The organism is Bacillus silvicola (assembly GCF_050524305.1).
In the GTDB taxonomy this organism is placed as follows: domain Bacteria; phylum Bacillota; class Bacilli; order Bacillales; family Bacillaceae_G; genus Bacillus_A; species Bacillus_A cereus_AT.
In genome coordinates, this window is record NZ_JBNGVC010000012.1 from 1,079,703 (window position 1) to 1,099,711 (window position 20,009).

Consider the following 20,009-nt stretch of genomic DNA (forward strand, 5'->3'; position numbering starts at 1 on the left):
ATTATAACGCACGTTTTTACAGTATTAAAAACATTTCTCCTTTATTTCCCTAAAAAAATATTGAACATTTTTATTGACATGTAAGACGAATATATGATAAAAATTTAACTAACATCATATGAATCGGCGTTGATAGGATTTAGTAGTATTTCGATTTCTGATTTCAGAGAGCTGGTGGTCGGTGCGAACCAGTACAGAGCGAATTATGAATTACCCCCTGGAGCTTCTTTTACGAAACGTGAGGAGTAGTAAAAGACGGTTATAGACCGTTATGTCTAAAGAGTGGTGAAACGACACTGTTTCACAATTTAGGGTGGTACCGCGAATTTTTCGTCCCTGCATATATTGCAGGGGCGTTTTTATTTTATTAGCGCATATCATACGACCCTTTATTTTGTGATACATTCATTTCACAAGCTAGGGTGGTACCGCGATTTCTTCGTCCCTGCATAATTATATGCAGGGGCGTTTTTTTATTCCGATCTTCATTAAGCGATTATCCTAAAAATTTGAGATAGGAGAGATACAAAGCTTGATAAATCCCGATTATTTAAACTTTATGATGAAAAACAATTACCGGTAATTTGTCACAAAATTCTAAATTTTAGAAGGAAATATACAATATTGGCGAATTTTATATAAAAAAGAGCTATTTTAAATTACTTAGGAGGGAAAAACAATGGTTTCAAAAATTGAATCTGTTCTTTTAACATTATTTATCTTTTTCTGTATTGGCTTTAGTGTTATCAAATTAGAAGTTTCACCACACATCCCAATTTTATTTGGTATTGTTCTTTTATTAGCATTTGGATTTATGAAAAAAATCTCTTGGTCTACTATGGAAAAAGGGATGATCAGTAGTATTTCAGCTGGTATTCCATCTATTTTTATTTTCTTACTTGTAGGCGTATTAATTAGTGTTTGGATCGCTGCTGGAACAATTCCAACTTTAATGGTATACGGCTTCCAGCTTGTATCTCCTAAAATTTTCGTCCCAACTGTTTTTGTTGTTTGTGCAATTGTTGGAACAAGTATCGGTAGTGCCTTTACAACTGCCGCAACTGTAGGACTTGCCTTTATGGGCATGGGTAGTGCTCTCGGATACGATCCAGCTCTGATCGCTGGTGCAATTATTTCTGGTGCATTCTTTGGAGATAAAATGTCTCCTTTATCTGATACAACAAACTTAGCTCCTGCTGTAACGGGTGTAGATTTATTTGAGCATATTCGTAACATGCTTTGGACAACAGTTCCAGCTTTCATTATTGCTTTTATCGCATTTTTCATTTTAGGAGGCGGCACTAGTGGAGACGTTGACTTTACAAACTTTATTAGCACATTAGAAAAAAACGCAACGATTTCTATCGTTACACTTATTCCAATTTTATTACTGTTCCTATTCGCATTTAAAAAAGTTCCAGCAGTTCCAACATTGCTTGCAGGAATTGTGGTAGGAATTATTATTCTCTTTATTTTTAAACCTAGCACTTCTTTAGCTGATTTAATGAAAATTATGCAAGACGGCTACGTTTCTAAAACTGGTATAAAAGACATTGATAGCTTACTATCTCGCGGTGGTCTACAAAGTATGATGATGTCGATTGCCCTTATTTTCCTAGCTCTTTGTATGGGAGGATTATTACAAGGAATGGGTATTATCTCGCAGCTGATGAATATCATCTCTAGCTTTGTAAAAAATAGTACACGCTTAATTATTTCTACTGCTTCAACTGCAATTGGTGTAAACTTCTTACTTGGTGAGCAGTACTTATCAATCGTTTTAACAGGACAAGCATTTGCTAATAAATACGATGAAGTCGGTTTAGAACGTCGTAATTTATCACGAGTATTAGAAGATGCAGGTACAGTTATTAACCCTCTCGTACCATGGGGAGTAAGTGGCGTATTCTTATCGAACGTCCTTGGTGTTCCGACATTTGATTACGTTCCATTCGCAATCTTCTGTTTAGCTTGTCCAGTCTTAACCATTATTGTTGGTTTCACTGGATTTGGCCTTTCATGGAAGAAAGAAAAAGCAGTACCAGTTTCATAATATAACAAAAAGGATTACCTCAATTGGTAATCCTTTTTATATTCCTCTTCTATCTATTTGCTTTCTTTCTTCTAAATAACAGAAGGAATCCTGCTCCAACAAACGCCAAACCTGCTCCAATTGTAGAAACAACACTTGTACCTGTTTTCGGTAAATCACGTTCTTCTTTATTTTCACTTACAGTTGTTGTTTCTTTTGAGTTTTGATTATCCGTTGTAGTTTGTCCAGATCCTGCATTATTTCCATCTTGTTTTGGTTCATTTCCATTATTATCTTCACCTGTTGGCGGTGTCGTTGGGTTTCCTCCATTATTGCCTTCACCTGTTGGTGGCGTCGTTGGATTTCCTCCATTATTGCCTTCACCTGTTGGCGGTGTCGTTGGGTTTCCTCCATTATTACCTTCACCTGTTGGTGGCGTCGTTGGATTTCCTCCATTATTGCCTTCACCTGTTGGCGGTGTCGTTGGGTTTCCTCCATTATTGCCTTCACCTGTTGGTGGCGTCGTTGGGTTTCCTCCATTATTGCCTTCACCTGTTGGCGGTGTCGTTGGATTCTCTCCACCAGTTTCCTTATCATCATTCTTCTTCGTTATATCAATTGCATATTTAGCAAATTCATTTTCAGATGGTCCAACATATGATATTTTCCCATCTTTCTTTATATGCTTTTGTGCATTTGGTGAAGAGTCAAATGTTGTATTTAATTTATCTGCAACAATTGGTTTAAATGTCCAATTTTGATCAGCTGCTGGATCAATAACTGGTGTTTCTTGCATATACTTCACAATGATTTGACGTGTTTCATCTTGTGATTGATATACAACTTCCCCTTTACTTACACCCGGGAACGTTTGGCTACTTCCACGATAGTTATTTGTAGCAACGATGAACTCTTGATTATCAGCTACTGGTTTACCTTCATATGTCATATTTACAATACGATTCGTATTTGCATTTACAACTTTTCCATCTTTATCATATTTCGCCGGCTGTGTCACGTCAATTTCGTATTTTAAGCCATCTAAAATATCAAAATTATATGTAGGATAGCCTACATTTACTAATGGTTGTTCTTCTGTTTTCGCTGCATCAATTTGATTAAACTGACCTGCAGACATTTCAAGCCATTCTTTCACTTGTGCCCCATTTACTTTTACAGCATATAATGTATTTGGATATACGTATAAATCCGCTACGTTTTTAATCGCTAAAGTTCCAGCTGGAATATCAGTATAATATGTAGCACCGTTTCGGCCACCCGCTTTAAATGGTGCCCCGGCAGATAAAACTGGAATTCCTTTATATTTACTGTATTGTCCATTTTCAGCAAATAATTTCTCAACATACCATTTTTGTGCATTTGTCACAAGTTGTACGGAAGGATCATCTTGTACTAATGAAAAATAACTATTAATTGGTGCTGTCGTTTTACCTACAGCTGTATTTACATAATCGATTGTCGCTTGATGATCATCTTTAATTTCATTAACTAATTTTTGATCAGATTCTACTAATGGGTTACCTTTACTATCAGCAATCGGACGAAGTTGTGGCTTAGACTGATCTTTTTGCACTTCCCATTTTCCGTTTACCTTTTTCAATTGCATATCAATAATACCTAAGTTACTACCAAAAACACCAGGCATTACAACTGGAACACCATTAAATATATCCTTCACTTCAGTATGTGAATGTCCCATTAATACTGCATCAACACCAGCAACTCCTGTTAAATAATATGATGCGTTTTCCATTCCAACATTGTATCCACTCTTATCAACACCTGAATGAGCTAGTGCAACGATAACGTCCGCACCTTTTGCTTTCATTTCTGGAACTAACTTTTCCGCTGTTTGAACAATATCTTTCGCTTTTACTTTTCCTTCTAAATTCGCTTTATCCCAGTTCATAACCTGCGGTGGAACAAATCCCATTACACCAATTTTCACTTTTTGTTTTTGGCCAGATTCATCCTCTACTTCTTTTTCAAAAATATGATATGGTTCAAAGTAATGCTTGTCATTCTCTTCAATACCATCATGATCATCTGTATAAACATTCGAGTTAATAACTGGAAATTCTGTTTTACTAATCACTTTGTTTAAATAATCTAAACCGTAGTTAAATTCATGATTCCCAAGAGAGATGACGTCATACTTCATTAAATTCATTAAACGATATAATGGATGTGTATAACTAGGATCCACAGGATTTTTCGGATCATTTATTTTATTCGCTACGTAATCTCCAAGCGGTGTCCCTTGTAATGCATCCCCATCATCAAATAGAACAGAGTTCTTCGCTTCTTCACGCGCTTTATTAACAAGTGTTGCAGTTTGCACAAGACCTACTTTATTATCTGTTTTCGTTTGATAATAATCGTAATTCATTAAGTTAACGTGAATATCTGATGTTTCTAGAATTCGTAAGTTAACTGTACTCTCCCCATTGTTCTCATCTGCATGAGCTGTTGTTGGCATTACTTGCGGTGCTATAACACCAATCGCAAGAGTTGCTCCAGCTAGCATTTTTTTTGACTTTTTCACAAAAAATCCCCCTTATACAATTACCAGAAATAATGAAATGAATCCCTATCTGTCTCTAACCACATACCTTTTTTCTTCTATTAGAGACACAATTTTCATTTCACCCTGCGCTAACGAGTAGTCCCCTTAAACGCCCGATTGATGAAGACTAACAATTAATAGGAAATAAAGCTCCCACTAATTAAAGTTTCACCTTATCTGACATTATCATATCTAAAGTTCTTTCATACCGTCAATATTTTTTGACATACTTCTACAAATTTTCTGTAAAGTTATTGTGAATTTTTCATAAATATATAATATGCCCTTACATTGCTTATACTGCTGAATATGATACAATTACCAATTACAAGGAGGATGAATTTATGAAAAAAGTCATCTTAACAATTGTTTGTCTCCTCCTTCTAATCATTTCTTGTTCTAATTTTGAAAAGAACGATGAAATAGAACAAAAAAAAACTGAAGGAAAAGCAGAAAAAACATCTGCTCCAAGTTGGATTGATAAGCAAACGAACGACTCCTTTTATCATCTCGTATTAGGTGATTCACTCGCCAAAGGATATGGATCTACACAAGGGGGATTTGCCGAATTAGCTTCTAAGCAACTAGAAGGACAAATTCATAAACCAATTATGGTAGAAAATCTCGGTGTAAACGGTCTCACTACAGGTCGTCTCGTAAAAAAAGTTCAGTTAGAAGAAGTACAACAAAAAATTAGGGAAGCCAATATCATTACTATTAATATTGGCGGAAACAATTTATTTCGCTTAAATCGTGATGTAGGTGTTATTGATGGTATTAAAATGTTAAATAAAGAAAAAACTCGTTTTGAAACGGATGTAAAAACTATTGTAAAGACCGTTCGAGATCAAAATCCGAATGCTTTACTCATTCTCTCTGAACTCTATAACCCTTTACAACTCGATGACTCCATCGCAAGTTATGCAGATAGGTTTTTAGATGGTTGGAATGATTCTATTTATTCTATTTCAAAAGCACATCAACCGTCGATTGTTTTACCAATTCGCAAATTAATATCGAATGATAAAAAAGATTTACTATTTGACCAAGTACACCCAAATGATAACGGTTATGCGATTATTGCCAATACATTTACAAAGCAAGTGTTATCCTACAAATATTAAGGCTACCATGAAACAATTCTATTTTTATACCTTGTCTTTTTTGTTACAATGATAGTGGAAGGGGGCCGTTATATGGAATCACGCGAGTGGGAACGTATTGTTGATCATCTTCTTTCGCTAGTGCCTCTTTTTTATCGCAAATTTATGCTTCCTGGAGAGTTTTCTTCTCAAAGACATATGCCGCCATCACATACGCAAGTGTTACTGCTTTTGCATGAAAATGGTACATTAGCAGTTTCAGAAATTGGCAAGCGGCTAGCGATTTCACGGCCTAACATGACCCCTCTATTAAACAAACTTATTCAAGAAGAACTAATAGAGCGTCATTATAGCGAAAAAGATCGACGGGTCATTTTAATTTCCCTGACAACTGAAGGGAAATTACTAGTAAATCAGTATCAGCAATTCATTTTAGACAAACTAAAAGAAAATTTTCAAACATTATCTGAGGAAGAGCGTGAAAAGCTCATTCATTCTCTTAAAACCATTCAAAATTTAATTTTGAAAACAAACGCATAAAGCTGCTTCTAAATAGAAGCAGCTTTATGATTCGTAATAATTACCATAGTATACATTTGAATACGGCCATGTCGTTAAATATGGTTTTTTCTCTTGATTAACCTGTTGCTCAGGTTGTTGTAGTTGTAGTTGCTGCACTTGCTGTGGTTGCTGATACACTCCGAATTGTCTCCTCATATCATGTATCGGATAATATGTTGGATACGAGTATACTTGAGGTACGTAATAATAATACATTCATTCTCTCCCCCTTTTTCTTAAACATATTCAAAGGAGAAAATGAATGTGACATTCTTTATATTTGCACGAGTGGTTCTCTCACCCGTTTCTTTCTTTTCTTCAAACGTAACTTACGATTCTTTTCATATAAATAATGCACAACGAAATATGAAATTACCCCAAACACAACTCCTATTATCGTCATACCAATTAATACATACACTTCACTCTGTAATAAGCTCTTTAACATTGTGAAAATATGGCTCGAAAACAAATCCGATATCGTAAATGGTTCATGGTGTATTTTTTTCACATGAAATGGATAAATCATTTTCCCTAACGCATAAGCAAACGGAAATAAAAATACCGGTAGAAACGATATTTTCCCAATAATATTACCAATAACTGCGGCTGGAAAAGACCCCTTTGCTAACCTGACAATTGGATAAAATATTAAATATACGAGTGATGCCGTATAAATTACTAACATTTCTAACCCAAATCCAATAGCAAAACCTAATGCTACTTTTTTTGCCCCTTCTGGTGATCGAAGCAACTTAAAATATTGAAACTTTAATATTCTCCACATCCGCTGAAAAAACGAATATGTCTTCTTAGTTGTCTTCACAATTATCATCTCTTTAACTATATTTTTTCTATTTAGTATGTCCTTACATCATATGAAAAACAAATTTAGTTTTCTCTTGTTATTATAAATGATATAGAGATGATTAACCAAATATACATCCGACATTTCGATATAAAAAAACCTTCCTTTTTAGGAAGGTTTTCCAGTAGTTTGAAACAAACTCACTAATAACGCTTTTTGAGCGTGCAATCGGTTACCAGCTTGCTCAAAAACGATAGACTGTGGTCCGTCTATAATCTCTCCAGTTACTTCTTCTTCACGATGTGCAGGTAAGCAGTGTAAGAAACGATACGTTTGCTTCGCATTTATAACAAGCTCTTTATTTACTTGGAACGGCTGGAATAAAGTATATTTCTCTTCTTCTCCTTCTTGCCCCATACTCATCCAAACGTCAGTATATATAAAATCTGCTTCACTTACTGCTAATTCAGGGTTATGCAAAATTTCAATTTCAGCCCCTGTTTCACCTGCAATCGCTAACGCTTTTTTTACAATTTCTTCATTCGGCTCATACCCTACGGGAGTTGCAACAGTCATATTCATTCCTACTTTTGCACTCGCTAACAATAGCGAATGACATACATTATTCCCATCACCTACGTAAGCTAATTTAATCCCTTTAAACGTATGAACTTCTTCATATATCGTCATTAAATCAGCCAATGCTTGGCAAGGATGATGATCATCAGTTAAACCGTTAATAACTGGGATACTGGACTCTTTCGCAAGCTCTTCTACATCCGCATGTGAAAATGTGCGTATCATAATTCCATCAATATAATGAGACAGTACTTTCGCAGTATCTGAAACCGTCTCTCCTCTTCCGATTTGCATCTCTTTCCCACTTAAAAACATTCCATGTCCTCCGAGCTGTACCATTCCTGCTTCAAAAGAAACACGGGTACGAGTTGAATGCTTATCAAAAATGAGACCTAATATTTTCCCTTCTAATAATGGTTCATTCTTATTCTTCTTTAAATATATAGCGAATTCAATTAAAGAAATGATTTCTTCTTGCGTCAGTTCCTCTAATGTTAAAAGATCTTTCGTATTTAATTTCGGTACTTGTACAGTTGACATGAAATCTCCCCCTTATATAATTGATACATTTTTTGTACAAACTACTTTTTTTATCATATATACTGCTTGTTCTAGCTCTTCATTCGTTACAATAAGTGGTGGTAATAGTCTTATGACATTAGGCCCTGCTTGTAATACGAGAAGCCCCTCCTTTTCTAATTGTTCTATGAAATTCGAAACTTCATGCTTGCATTCGATTCCTATCATAAGTCCCTTACCACGAATGTCTTGAATACATTCGACATATTGCAATTCATCTTGCAATTTCTTTAATACGTTCTCGCCCTTTTCATTTACTTCTTTAAAAAACGATGGTTCCTTAATTAATTGCAATACTTCTTTCGCTGCAGTCATGGCAATATAATTCCCACCGAAAGTTGAGCCGTGTGATCCAGCAGTAAAAGATGTGCCGAGTTCTTTCCGGCCAATCATCGCTCCAACTGGAATGCCATTTCCTAGTGCTTTTGCAACTGTAACGATATCAGGTTGTATTCCCATTTGCTCATATGCAAATAGCGTTCCGGTTCTCCCTATCCCCGTTTGTACTTCGTCTATAATAAAAAGAGCATTGTACTCATTACATAGCTTTTCAATTTCTTTCAAAAAGGATGGATTAGCTAATATTACCCCACCCTCACCTTGAACAACCTCCACCATTATTGCGGCAACTTCTTCAGTCATCACTTCTTTTAATGCTTGTATATCGTTAAAAGGGGTATGTAAAAAAGACGGAAGTAATGGACCAAATCCTTCTTTTACTTTATCTTGACCTGTTGCACTCATCGTTCCAAATGTTCTGCCGTGGAAAGATTGTTGACATGTTACGACGAGAGATTTCCCAGTATGTTTACGGGCTAGCTTTAAAGCTGCTTCATTTGCCTCCGCCCCGCTATTACAAAAAAACACATAATCCAACGCTGTGTCTTCTGTTAATAACGATGCAACCTCTTCTTGTAAGGAGTTCACGAATAAGTTAGATATATGCCATATGTTTCCGAGCTGTATTTCTACTGCCTTTATAACAGTCGGATGACAATGTCCTAAGTTACATACTCCAATACCAGAAGTGAAATCTAAATATTGCTCACCATTTTTATCAATAACTTTCGCCCCATTGCCCTCTACAAACTCAACATTTCTTCTCCCATACGTTTGAAAAAGATGACTCGTCATACGATACTCACGCCTTTCGTTACCGTCGTTCCGATACACTCTCCCGTAACCTCAGTAAAATCTTTTGTACCATTCACAATACTTACCTTTTGCACTCCCATTTTTAATGATGCCAGTGCCGCCTGTACTTTCGGAATCATCCCACCTGTAATAACTCCTTTTTCTATAAAAGTAGCAATTTCAAATTCATCCGTTTTCTTTACTAAATTCCCTTCATGTAATATCCCATCTACATCCGTAATAAAAATGAGTTCTTTTGCGGATAGCGCAGCCGCAATCCCAGCTGCAGCAGTATCCGCATTTATGTTATAAATTTCATTACCATTTACCCCTATTGGAGCAATAACAGGAATATACTCCATATTTATTAGTCCTTTTAATAAGGCTGTTTCTACATACCTTACTTCTCCCACATATCCTATCTCTTCGCAGATAGGTTGAACTTGAAGTAACTTACCGTCACACCCTGAAAGCCCAACTGCAAGTAAATGATGTTTTTGTAAATTCATTACGAGTTTTTTATTCGTACTTCCGCATAGCACCATTTGAACAATATCCATCACTTCTTTTGGCGTTACTCGTAATCCATTTTTCTTTTCTATCTTGATATTAGAGTTTTCTAACTTGGCATCAATTTCCGGGCCACCGCCATGGACAATAATAACCTTATACTTATTTTGCAATTTCTTTATGCACTCAAAAAACACACTATTTAATCGATTCAACATACTACCGCCGCATTTAACTACAATATAATCGCTCATCTTCTCTCCCCTTATGTACGATAACAAGCATTTATTTTCACATAGTCATAACTTAAGTCGCAGCCCCAAGCTGATCCTGTTTCATCTCCTAAATGCAAATACACATCAATTTTTATTTCGTGTTCTTGTAATTTCTTTGTCATTTCCTCTTCAGAAAACATTTGAGGCTCACTATTTTTTAATACGTCGATAGATTGAAGAGTTATATCAATTGTATTTGGGTTAATAGTTACTTCACTCTGCCCAATACTACTAATAATTCGTCCCCAATTTGGATCCTCGCCGTATATTGCTGTTTTTACAAGACTCGAACCGATTATTTGCTTTGCAATCTTCTTTGCCTCTTCATTTGTTTTAGCGCCTTGCACATTTACTTCTATTAACTTCGTAGCCCCTTCACCATCTTGTGCAATTTTTTTTGCTAAATCTTCACATACCTTCTGTAAAGCGAATACGAAAGTTTCCCAGTCTTTATGTTCCATATTCATCGTTTTCGTTTCTGATAATCCACTTGCCATAACGATGACCATATCATTCGTAGAAGTATCTCCATCCACCGTAATTTGATTAAACGTATGATTCGTAACCTGTGATAATGCTATTTGCAATACATCATGCTCTATATTGATATCTGTTGTAATAAAACTAAGCATCGTTGCCATATTCGGATGAATCATCCCTGAACCTTTAGCAACACCAGCAATCGTCACTTCTTTTCCATCAATGATCATCTCATAGCAAGTTTCTTTCGTTATAAGATCCGTCGTTAAAATCGCTTCAGAAAAAGAATGTGCTTCACTTACTTCCTTCGTCAGTACAAGAGATCCAACTCCCTTTCGGATTATATCCATCGGTAAAGGGACACCAATTACACCTGTTGAAGCTATTGCAACATAGTTTTCTTTCACTCCAAAATGTTCCGCCCCTAATGCGCGCATCTCGTATGCATCTTGTAACCCTTTCATTCCAGTACAAGCATTTGCATTTCCGCTATTGACGATAATTGCTTGTAATTTCCCCTCAGCCGCTATACTATCTTTCGTTACTTGCAGCGGGGCTGCTTGTATTTGATTTGTTGTATAGACAGCGGCGCATGATGCTGGCACTTCACAAATAATTGCACCTACATCCTTTTTCTCCTTTTTCAAACCATTTGCAGTACCGATTGCCGAAAAGCCTTTCGGCGTTACAATTGAACCATTTTCTAATTTTGTAATAGACTCTACTTTAATCATCACGTCCTCCTTATGGATAAAGCGGCATATGCTGTAAACCCGTTGTTTCTTCTAGTCCCGCTAATAAATTTGCATTTTGAATCGCTTGCCCAGCCGCGCCTTTCATCATATTATCTATAACAGAAACGACCGTAACTCTTTCTGTTCTTTCATCATAAGCCATCCCAATATCACAATAATTTGAGCCTCTTACTTCTTTCGGACTCGGAAATTCTCCTTGAGAACGAATTCGAACGAAAGCTGAGTTATGATACGTTTCTTCATACAACTTTTGAAGTTGCTCTATTTCCATTTCCATTTCCTTTTTCACTTTTGCATAAAGTGTAATCATAATCCCCCGTGATATCGGTATTAAATGTGTACTAAACGTGATTGGCTTCATTTCACTATTCCACTCTACAAGCATTTGCTCAATCTCAGGAATATGCTGGTGCTGATTTACTTTATAAATGTGAAGATTATCATATAGCTCCGGAAAGTGAGTCATTGTTGTTGGAGTTTTGCCCGCTCCAGATACACCTGATTTTGCATCAATGATAATCGAATCTGCTTCAATCATTCCGCTACGTACTAACGGTGCTATCGCTAATAATGCAGCTGTCGCAAAACATCCAGGGTTTGCAATTAAATTTGCATTTTGAATCTCAGGTCTTTTCCATTCACTTAATCCATATACTGCTTTCCTAAGGATTTCTGCTTCTGCAGCTGGCCGCTTATACCACATTTCATATGACGAAGGATCTATCATACGAAAGTCACCAGATAGGTCAATCACTTTTAAACCTACTTCTAATAATTGTGGCGCTAGCTCTGCCGATACTCCTGCGGGTGTTGCTAAAAACATCACCTCTGCTACCTTCCTTATTTCATCCACATCAATTTCTTGCAACTTATGAACGAGAATATTTCGCAAATGCGGATATGCATTCGCTATACACTCACCAACTTGCGAAAAAGAGTGAAGAGATGCTATTGAGAAGTATGGGTGTTGCTCTAATAACCTAATTAATTCAATACCCCCATATCCAGTTGCTCCAATAATTGCGACTTTCATAAGCTCCTCCTCATATCGATTCTTTAAATTAAGTATGATTATAATATTGTATAATTATAGAGTCAATTAAATATTTATTAATTTTTAAAACTTTAAAAACTTAATTTTACTAGAAAAACAATATAAACAATTGAATTTTTATACAAAGATAGTGTATATTAGTATTTTCATTTCACTTCAAGTACAATAAAACAATACATGTATACATACAGGCGGGGGAAAACATGAATGAAAAATTAATTGAGAAAATGATTACAAAAAGTTTTCGGCAATATCAATGTAATCCTGTTTCAAAAGAGGATCAGGAAATGCTAATTAAACATATTCAAATGTTAATTCATTCAAATATCAAAATTGATTTATACGAGGCAGTTGAGGATGTCGTTTACGATTATGTGACTGGAAAATAAAAAAATAGGAGATTTCCATATGGAAATCTCCTATTTTTTACTTAATGATTTGCCTGCAACACGTTCAAATAAACCCGGGAATAATGCATAGAGCTTTGGTCCCATTCCCATCCACTTCGGCAAGTTTACTTCACGTTTTTTCGTTTGCATCACCTTTACGATTTGTTCTGCTACATATGTTGGTTTTAACATGTAACGTCCCATATTTTTTACATATGTACCTGATTGATCGGCTATTTCAAAAAAGTTCGTATCTATCGGTCCTGGATTAATTGCTGTTACAAAAACATTTGTATTAGATAACTCCATGCGTAAACTATTTGTAAATCCTAATACAGCATGTTTCGTTGCAGCATAAGCACTAGACTTCGGGGTTGCAATTTTTCCAGCTAATGAAGCAATGTTAATAATTTGCCCTTCGTTCTTTTTTACCATATAAGGTAATACCGCTTTCGTACAAGCTACTAATCCAAATACATTTACTTGAAACATATCCTTTACTTCATCCATTGATGCATCTTGAAACGTTTTAAAGATACCAAATCCCGCATTGTTTACCAATATATCAATACGTCCTACTTCTTGTAATACCTTCGAAAAAACAGATTGTACTTTCGTTTCTTCACTTACATCTAATACATAGTAATAGCAAGGCGTATTATAAGTTGCTTTAATTTTTTCTGCTAATGCTTGTAGCTTCTCTTCTGTTCGAGCCATTAATACTGGCGTCGCCCCTTGCTCCGCAACCTGCATTGCAACTTGCTCCCCAATTCCACTAGAAGCACCTGTAATGACGATTACCTTTTCTTGTAAACGTCCAGTCATTGCTGTCACCTACTTTGCATAATAAATCCATTGTTGTGAAGATTCATCAATCATCACTTGTTGATTATATGCTAAAAAGTCTAATTGTCCAACAGTTTCTGAGATAGTAAGTGGCAATTGCTCTTTATATAATACCGGAAATAATTTTACACATACTTCAAATGCTGTCATTGGCTTTTCCTTTAATAGCTCCAGCACTTTAAAAGCACGTGTCTCTTGCTTTTGTAATCTTGTTTCAATAAGTTGTTTCACATTCAGAACATCTTCCCCATGCCCGGATAAAATGCGTGAAATATCCATTTCACTTAAACGTTTTAACGTTTGATTGTACTGCAATAAAGGACGTGCTCTTTCTGTTTGCCCTTCATATGGTGGTTCTAATATTGGATTTGAAGAAATATGACTAATGAGGGCATCCCCACCAATTAATATCCCATCTGATTCTCTATATAACGAAATATGAGTGGAAGCATGACCTGGGGTTTCAATCACTGTAAATCCAGGTAACGAATCTATACGATCTCCCTCTCTCACAGTATGCGTTAACGACCTATTACAAGAATATTTAAGTGTCCTCGTCGTCAATAACGCCTCACCATTCAAAAATGCTGCTGGAACGCCGAACTGCAAAGCCGTCTCTTTAAAAAATTCATGATACCGCTTTAAAAATTCGGCATTCTGCGTGATCCACGGTTCATTCCAAGGATGTCCAATAATCTTTGCTTTTTCAGAAAATGTATTTAAAAGTCCACAATGATCCGCATGGTGATGCGTAATCACTACCGTTTCAATATCTTCTATCTTATACCCTAATGCACCTAATTGACTTTCTAGTGCCTTCTTTGCTTCTTCTGTATTTGTCCCTGTATCAATTAACGTTAATGTTTCTCCCTCAACTAAAAACACGTTCACTGTCTCAACTGCAAATGGAACAGGAATCTCCATTCGATGAATCGCCGTCATGCTTAGCCCCCCTGTCTTTTTCCGGTTCAAAAATGAATACCTCTTCAGTTTACAACTTCCCTATAAATTTGTCATTATTTTCAGATAAAAAGAGGTGTTTTCCATAAAAAAACGAATGTATGTACATTTACAAGCATTTCTAACCAAATTTAAAGGAGGAACATCATGTCTATTCAAAACATTTCCTTTCTCGGTGCAGGCTCTATTGCCGAAGCGATTATTGGTGGTTTATTAAACGCAAATGTTGTTAAAGGGGAACATATTACTGTAAGTAATCGTTCTAACGAGACAAGATTACAGGAGTTACATACAAAATACGGTGTCAAAGGTACACATAATAAAAAGGAATTACTTGCTGATGCAAATATTCTTTTTCTAGCCATGAAGCCAAAAGATGTCGCAGAAGCGATGATTCCTCTTAAAGAATACATACATAATGACTTGCTTATTATTTCGTTATTAGCAGGTGTTTCTACTCATTCAATTAGAAACCTACTTCAAAAAGACGTTCCGATTATCCGTGCGATGCCAAATACATCTGCGGCTATTTTAAAATCCGCTACCGCTATCTCACCTTCAGAGCACACAACGGCAGAACATATTCGCATTGCAACATCGTTATTTGAAACGATTGGTCTCGTCTCTGTTGTAGAAGAAGAAGATATGCATGCTGTCACTGCATTATCCGGGAGTGGACCAGCTTATATTTATTACGTGGTAGAGGCAATGGAAGGGGCAGCAAAAAAAATTGGTTTAAAGGAAGATGTTGCAAAATCACTTATTCTTCAGACGATGATTGGTGCTGCTGAAATGCTAAAAGCAAGCGAAAAACACCCTTCTATTTTGCGAAAAGAAATTACTTCTCCTGGGGGAACAACTGAAGCAGGTATTGAAGTGTTACAGGAGCATAATTTTCAACAAGCATTAATCTCATGTATTACACAAGCAACGAAACGATCACACGATCTCGGAAAAACATTAGAAAAAATAGCAAAAGAAAAATAAAAAACGGAGCTCAACTTTATTTGAGCTCCGTTTTTACTTTAATCATATGATATGCTTTTAGTTATTACTCTTACCAAAAATCTCTTCTTGCAGACGACGACCTGTCGGTGTTGCTGCAAGTCCACCTTCTGCTGTTTCACGAAGTGCTACTGGCATCGTTTGTCCGATTCTAAACATTGCCTCAATTACTTCATCACATGGAATTGTACTCGTTACACCAGCTAATGATAAATCAGCTGAAATCATCGCATTTGCAGCTCCTGCTGCATTACGTTTTACACAAGGTACTTCTACAAGTCCTGCAACAGGATCGCATACTAAACCTAGCATGTTCTTTAATGAAATCGCCATCGCTGTAGCTGCTTGATCTTGTGTTCCACCAGCCAATTCAACTGCAGCCGCAGCCGCCATTCCACTTGCTGAACCAACTTCAGCTTGACATCCTCCCGCTGCACCAGAAATACAAGCGTTATTCGCAACAACCATACCGAAAGCTCCTGCTGTAAATAAGAATTCAATCATTTCTTCACGTGTAGGATGCAATTTTTCTCTTAGTGCAAATAGTACACCCGGCACTGTTCCAGCAGACCCTGCTGTTGGTGTTGCACAAATAATTCCCATCGCTGCGTTTACTTCATTTGTTGCAACAGCTTTACTCACTGCGTCCAAAATCGTATCTCCAGATAAGCCTTTTCCGCTCTCCATATACGCCTGAACTTTTACAGCATCTCCACCAGTTAAACCAGTTGGTGATTTCACACCGCGAATACCACGTTCTACTGCTTGCTCCATCACGACTAAGTTCTTTTCCATACCAGCAATTACTTCTTCACGTGAAATACTTCTAGTTTCCATTTCACATTGAATCATAATTTCTGAGATTTTTACATTTTGTTCTTTAGCTTGCGCCACTAGTTCCGCTGCGTTCCGAAACATGGTGTGTCCCCCCTGCAATTATTCCATAATAGTTACTTGACAAATATTTTGTTGCGCGTTTATTTCTTCAATTACTTCATCTGCTAATAATTCGTCTGTTTCAATGACCATAAGTGCTCTTCTTCCTTTTTCTTTACGAGAAACACTCATTGTACTAATGTTAATCTCATGCTTAGCAAGAATTGAAGCTACCGCTGCAATAGCACCAAAGCGATCGTTATTTACAATAAGTAGTGCTGGACTCGTGCCTGATAATTGAAGATCGAATCCATTTAATTCTACAACTTCAATTTTACCGCCACCAATTGAGCAAGCAACAACTTCAATTTCTTCCTCACCTTTATACAAACGAATTCTCGCTGTATTTGGATGAGGTGCATTTGCATCTTCTTCAATGAATTCCACTTCAATTTTGCGCTCTTTTGCTATGTCTAGCGCCTCTGGAATACGTAAGTCATCTGTTTCAAATCCTAATATCCCACCTATTAGCGCTACATCTGTACCATGCCCACGATACGTCTTTGCAAATGATCCATATAATGAAATGCTTACTCTTTCTGGTTCATGACGAAACAGCTGGCGAGCAACTTGCCCCATTCTTGCTGCGCCTGCTGTATGTGAACTTGATGGACCAATCATAACTGGACCAATAATATCAAATACTGAGCGATACTTCATCATAACTCCCCCTAAACCTCTATGAAAAAAATTTTACTATTCTATTAAGCTACCGAATCGGTTGCCGTTCCATTCGTACCACGAATTTGTTCCGCTGTACGAATGGAATCGTTTTTGCATAACAGTGAAGCAATATATCCTGAAATAATACTAGTTATCATAATAAATAAGAAACTTAGCATTACCTTCATTTAAAAATAATATAAGCTAATCCACAATAAAGTCTGGTAGCAATCCAAAGTTTAACACAGAACCCCTTACAAGGATAGCATAAACAAGTGAAACTCCCATTGCTTTCACACCTTTTGATGCTTTAAAGCTAAAACGTGAAAAAAGACTTAGTACAAATAATAGTAGTATCCTTCCTATTATAATTTCCCTGTTGCTCTCTCACGATTTAGTCAACTTCACTTGTTACGACAAATGGCTAAAACGCATGTAGCCTACAATAAATTATAATCTGCCCTCATTATAGCTTGTTTTTAATAAAACGCTTACTTTTAATGAATTTTAAAAGTTCTGAATAACAATTTGTTTTTGCTATTTGTACCACTCGTATGTCGTCTGACTTATATAACAGTTTTTCTAAATAATCGGTAATATGTATTTTTATCCTATATCTTCACATCATTAAAACTTTCTGTTTCATCCAATATAGACATAAAATGATAACAGTTTTATTTTAATTTTTTTTAGAAATAAAAAAATGGCAACTTTTCGTCACCATTTTTTCACACCATTATTATCTTTCTACTGGAAATAATTTCAAATCCATAGCTATTTCTGTATTTGAAAATAGCTCTCTTGCCTCTTTCAATAATTCCTTATATGTATCCCCTTGATAACGAGAACTAATATGAGTCAATATTAATCGTTTTGCATTTGCCTGAAGTGCAATACTCGCAGCTTGCTTAGATGTGGAATGAAAATAATCATACGCTTGTTGTTCATCTTCTGCCGCAAAAGTTGCTTCATGAACAAGTACGTCAGCGTCTTGTGCCAGCTCTCTACTCGCTTCACAATATCTTGTATCACCTAAAATAGTAATGATTCTTCCCTTTTGAGGCGGACCAATAAAATCTTTTCCATTTAGTATCGTACCATTTTCTAATTCAACTACTTCTCCATCTTTTAAACGTTTAAAGAGTGGACCGGGTTTCACACCCATCTCCAGCAATTTATCGACTAAAAGAGCACCCTGTATATCTTTCTCTACAATACGATACCCAAAACATTCAATACCATGTGACAATCTTTTCGTTTCCACATAAAATTCATTATCTTCAAACACAGTACCTTCTTCTGTTATCTCAACAACTTCAAGTGGGTATTTCACATGTGTCGTACTTACTGATAATGCCACTTCAATAAATTGTTTAATTCCTTTTGGCCCATACACTGTTAAAGGTGTAGTCCCTCCTTGAAACGAACGGCTTCCTAATAAACCAGGCAATCCAAAAATATGATCACCATGTAAATGCGTAATAAATATTTTTTCAATGCGGCGTGGACGTACTGATGTATGTAATATTTGATGTTGCGTCGCCTCGCCACAATCAAATAACCAAGTCTGTCCTCGTTCTTCTAGCAATTGCAGAGCAATCGCTGAAACATTCCTTCCTTTCGAAGGAACACCTGCACCAGTTCCTAAAAATACAAATTCCACTTTCTTTCCTCCAGCTCTTTATATAATCTACCTTTCATCTTACGGAATGTTATTTCAAATGGCAAATTGAATTTACATAACCAATCATCTAGACAACTATATAACACGAACGTTATACTCGAAAAACTTAGCAACCGTTCGTGTTTTATGTTAAAATGATTATACTACATTTTAAGGGAGCGTTTTATTATGAAAGAAGCATTTCGTTTACAAACTGATTTTTCATCTTCATTTGATCGCTGGGTAAGTTCTTTCGTGTCTGATCACCCAGCACAATTAGAATGGACGACTTTGAAAGAATTAATCCATGAATATACAACAACACATACAAATGATTCGTTACCAACATATATTTCTTCAGCTTTAACATATTACGCACAACGCGTTTCAACTACAAACAGTTCAGAGATTGTTATTTTTGAAAACCCTACAATCTCGTAATCTAAAATAAAAAAGCACTGATTACAGTGCTTTTTTATTTATATCCATTAAAGTATTTATTTTCCCACCTTATTCCCCCCAAAAAAACTCCTCTTATTTCTTACTATATAGCCATCATGAATCTATTTAATTTTTCAAAAAAAGATATTGACACTACAAATCTACAGTGCTAATATTCAACTTGTAATTGAATATGGTCTCTGTTAGGTGAGGCTCCTGTATAGAGAAACGCTGCTGCCCAAAAATGTCGAGAGACGCCAATGGGTCAACAGGAAAGGTCGGAATGAAGGCCTTTTTTAACGTAGCTGGTTTCAGTACCTATGCTATACAGTGCTAAAACTCAACGAGGGAGAGGTGCGTATGTTTTGTCATACACAAAAACTGTTTTTATCTATGTTTAATAACAGTCTTTGTTGTTGACTCTTTTTGACTGCGAATTCAGACCTTTACTCGTTTTGAGTAAAGGTCTTTTTTATATCTTTATGCACCTTACTATGAAACAAACATAGCATATTCAGAAACTATTAAATTGTACGGAGGTGAGGAACAGTGGCAAGTGATGATTCGGCCCAGATACCCATATGTTTTACGTTAATATTTCACCATGTAGGTAGGAAAGAAGCTGTTCCTCCCAATTTTAAATAGTCGA

At 36.1% G+C, this 20,009-nt stretch carries 19 protein-coding genes, 1 riboswitch and 1 other annotated feature; of the genes, 6 read left to right on the forward strand and 13 right to left on the reverse strand.

What is annotated here, in order from left to right; genetic code table 11:
* Positions 1–120 precede the first annotated feature (120 nt).
* Positions 121–341, forward strand: a binding site (T-box leader).
* A 338-nt stretch (positions 342–679) separates the two neighbouring features.
* A complete protein-coding gene (gene nhaC / locus ACP6L7_RS17485) occupies positions 680–2,053 on the forward strand; it encodes a Na+/H+ antiporter NhaC (protein ID WP_097830772.1) in 1,374 nt (457 codons plus the stop codon).
* Positions 2,054–2,102: 49 nt separating this feature from the next.
* Here the strand turns inward: nhaC and cpdB are convergent, their stop codons facing one another.
* On the reverse strand, positions 2,103–4,598 hold the full coding sequence (cpdB, locus tag ACP6L7_RS17490; protein ID WP_098361630.1) for a bifunctional 2',3'-cyclic-nucleotide 2'-phosphodiesterase/3'-nucleotidase: 2,496 nt from the start codon (positions 4,596–4,598) through the stop codon (positions 2,103–2,105).
* A 365-nt stretch (positions 4,599–4,963) separates the two neighbouring features.
* Here cpdB and ACP6L7_RS17495 point away from each other — a divergent pair, with 365 nt between their 5' ends.
* Entirely contained in the window at positions 4,964–5,743 is a 780-nt protein-coding gene (locus ACP6L7_RS17495; protein WP_097830771.1) for a GDSL-type esterase/lipase family protein, read from the forward strand.
* A 72-nt stretch (positions 5,744–5,815) separates the two neighbouring features.
* Entirely contained in the window at positions 5,816–6,262 is a 447-nt protein-coding gene (locus tag ACP6L7_RS17500; protein ID WP_002111682.1) for a MarR family winged helix-turn-helix transcriptional regulator, read from the forward strand.
* Between the two features lie 24 nt (positions 6,263–6,286).
* On the opposite strand, the gene ACP6L7_RS17505 is transcribed toward ACP6L7_RS17500, so the two are convergent.
* The 7 genes from ACP6L7_RS17505 to argC all read right to left on the reverse strand — a co-directional run bounded on the left by ACP6L7_RS17505 (position 6,287) and on the right by argC (position 12,436).
* On the reverse strand, positions 6,287–6,499 hold the full coding sequence (locus tag ACP6L7_RS17505; RefSeq protein WP_097830770.1) for a hypothetical protein: 213 nt from the start codon (positions 6,497–6,499) through the stop codon (positions 6,287–6,289).
* 58 nt (positions 6,500–6,557) lie between these two features.
* Positions 6,558–7,109, reverse strand: a complete 552-nt coding sequence (locus ACP6L7_RS17510) for a DUF2062 domain-containing protein (protein WP_141533241.1) — start codon at positions 7,107–7,109, stop codon at positions 6,558–6,560.
* Positions 7,110–7,259: 150 nt separating this feature from the next.
* Positions 7,260–8,210 carry an ornithine carbamoyltransferase gene (gene argF / locus ACP6L7_RS17515; protein WP_097830768.1) on the reverse strand — a complete coding sequence of 317 codons (951 nt, stop codon included), beginning with the start codon at positions 8,208–8,210 and terminating at the stop codon, positions 7,260–7,262.
* Positions 8,211–8,222: 12 nt separating this feature from the next.
* Positions 8,223–9,383 (reverse strand): acetylornithine transaminase, encoded by a 1,161-nt coding sequence (gene argD, locus ACP6L7_RS17520; protein ID WP_097830767.1) that lies wholly within the window; start codon positions 9,381–9,383, stop codon positions 8,223–8,225.
* Positions 9,380–10,147 carry an acetylglutamate kinase gene (argB, locus tag ACP6L7_RS17525; RefSeq protein ID WP_097830766.1) on the reverse strand — a complete coding sequence of 256 codons (768 nt, stop codon included), beginning with the start codon at positions 10,145–10,147 and terminating at the stop codon, positions 9,380–9,382. The genes argD and argB overlap by 4 nt, the downstream gene beginning before the upstream one ends.
* Positions 10,148–10,158: 11 nt before the next feature.
* Positions 10,159–11,382, reverse strand: coding sequence for a bifunctional glutamate N-acetyltransferase/amino-acid acetyltransferase ArgJ (argJ, locus tag ACP6L7_RS17530; RefSeq protein ID WP_141533240.1), 1,224 nt, complete (start codon positions 11,380–11,382; stop codon positions 10,159–10,161).
* Between the two features lie 10 nt (positions 11,383–11,392).
* Positions 11,393–12,436 carry an N-acetyl-gamma-glutamyl-phosphate reductase gene (argC, locus tag ACP6L7_RS17535; RefSeq protein ID WP_097830764.1) on the reverse strand — a complete coding sequence of 348 codons (1,044 nt, stop codon included), beginning with the start codon at positions 12,434–12,436 and terminating at the stop codon, positions 11,393–11,395.
* A 224-nt stretch (positions 12,437–12,660) separates the two neighbouring features.
* Here argC and ACP6L7_RS17540 point away from each other — a divergent pair, with 224 nt between their 5' ends.
* Positions 12,661–12,846, forward strand: a complete 186-nt coding sequence (locus ACP6L7_RS17540) for a YqzH family protein (protein WP_097830763.1) — start codon at positions 12,661–12,663, stop codon at positions 12,844–12,846.
* Positions 12,847–12,876: 30 nt separating this feature from the next.
* Here the strand turns inward: ACP6L7_RS17540 and ACP6L7_RS17545 are convergent, their stop codons facing one another.
* Positions 12,877–13,671 carry an SDR family oxidoreductase gene (locus ACP6L7_RS17545; RefSeq protein WP_097830762.1) on the reverse strand — a complete coding sequence of 265 codons (795 nt, stop codon included), beginning with the start codon at positions 13,669–13,671 and terminating at the stop codon, positions 12,877–12,879.
* A gap of 9 nt (positions 13,672–13,680) precedes the next feature.
* Positions 13,681–14,634, reverse strand: coding sequence for an MBL fold metallo-hydrolase (locus ACP6L7_RS17550; protein ID WP_097830761.1), 954 nt, complete (start codon positions 14,632–14,634; stop codon positions 13,681–13,683).
* A gap of 165 nt (positions 14,635–14,799) precedes the next feature.
* Between ACP6L7_RS17550 and proI the strand changes: the two genes are divergently transcribed.
* Complete coding sequence (proI, locus tag ACP6L7_RS17555; RefSeq protein ID WP_097830760.1) at positions 14,800–15,639, forward strand: pyrroline-5-carboxylate reductase ProI; 840 nt, start codon at positions 14,800–14,802, stop codon at positions 15,637–15,639.
* Positions 15,640–15,696: 57 nt separating this feature from the next.
* Here proI and sdaAA read toward each other — a convergent pair whose 3' ends face one another.
* From sdaAA to rnz, 3 genes are all read right to left on the reverse strand, one after another.
* Positions 15,697–16,575, reverse strand: a complete 879-nt coding sequence (gene sdaAA / locus ACP6L7_RS17560) for an L-serine ammonia-lyase, iron-sulfur-dependent, subunit alpha (protein ID WP_097830759.1) — start codon at positions 16,573–16,575, stop codon at positions 15,697–15,699.
* An 18-nt stretch (positions 16,576–16,593) separates the two neighbouring features.
* A complete protein-coding gene (gene sdaAB / locus ACP6L7_RS17565; protein WP_087966079.1) occupies positions 16,594–17,253 on the reverse strand; it encodes an L-serine ammonia-lyase, iron-sulfur-dependent subunit beta in 660 nt (219 codons plus the stop codon).
* 742 nt (positions 17,254–17,995) lie between these two features.
* Positions 17,996–18,919: a ribonuclease Z gene (gene rnz / locus ACP6L7_RS17570; protein ID WP_097830758.1), complete on the reverse strand. Its 924-nt coding sequence runs from the start codon at positions 18,917–18,919 to the stop codon at positions 17,996–17,998.
* Positions 18,920–19,108: 189 nt separating this feature from the next.
* On the opposite strand from rnz, the gene ACP6L7_RS17575 reads away from it, so the two are divergent.
* A complete protein-coding gene (locus ACP6L7_RS17575; protein WP_044442673.1) occupies positions 19,109–19,360 on the forward strand; it encodes a DUF3932 family protein in 252 nt (83 codons plus the stop codon).
* A gap of 192 nt (positions 19,361–19,552) precedes the next feature.
* A riboswitch (M-box (ykoK) riboswitch) is annotated at positions 19,553–19,720 on the forward strand.
* Positions 19,721–20,009 lie beyond the last annotated feature (289 nt).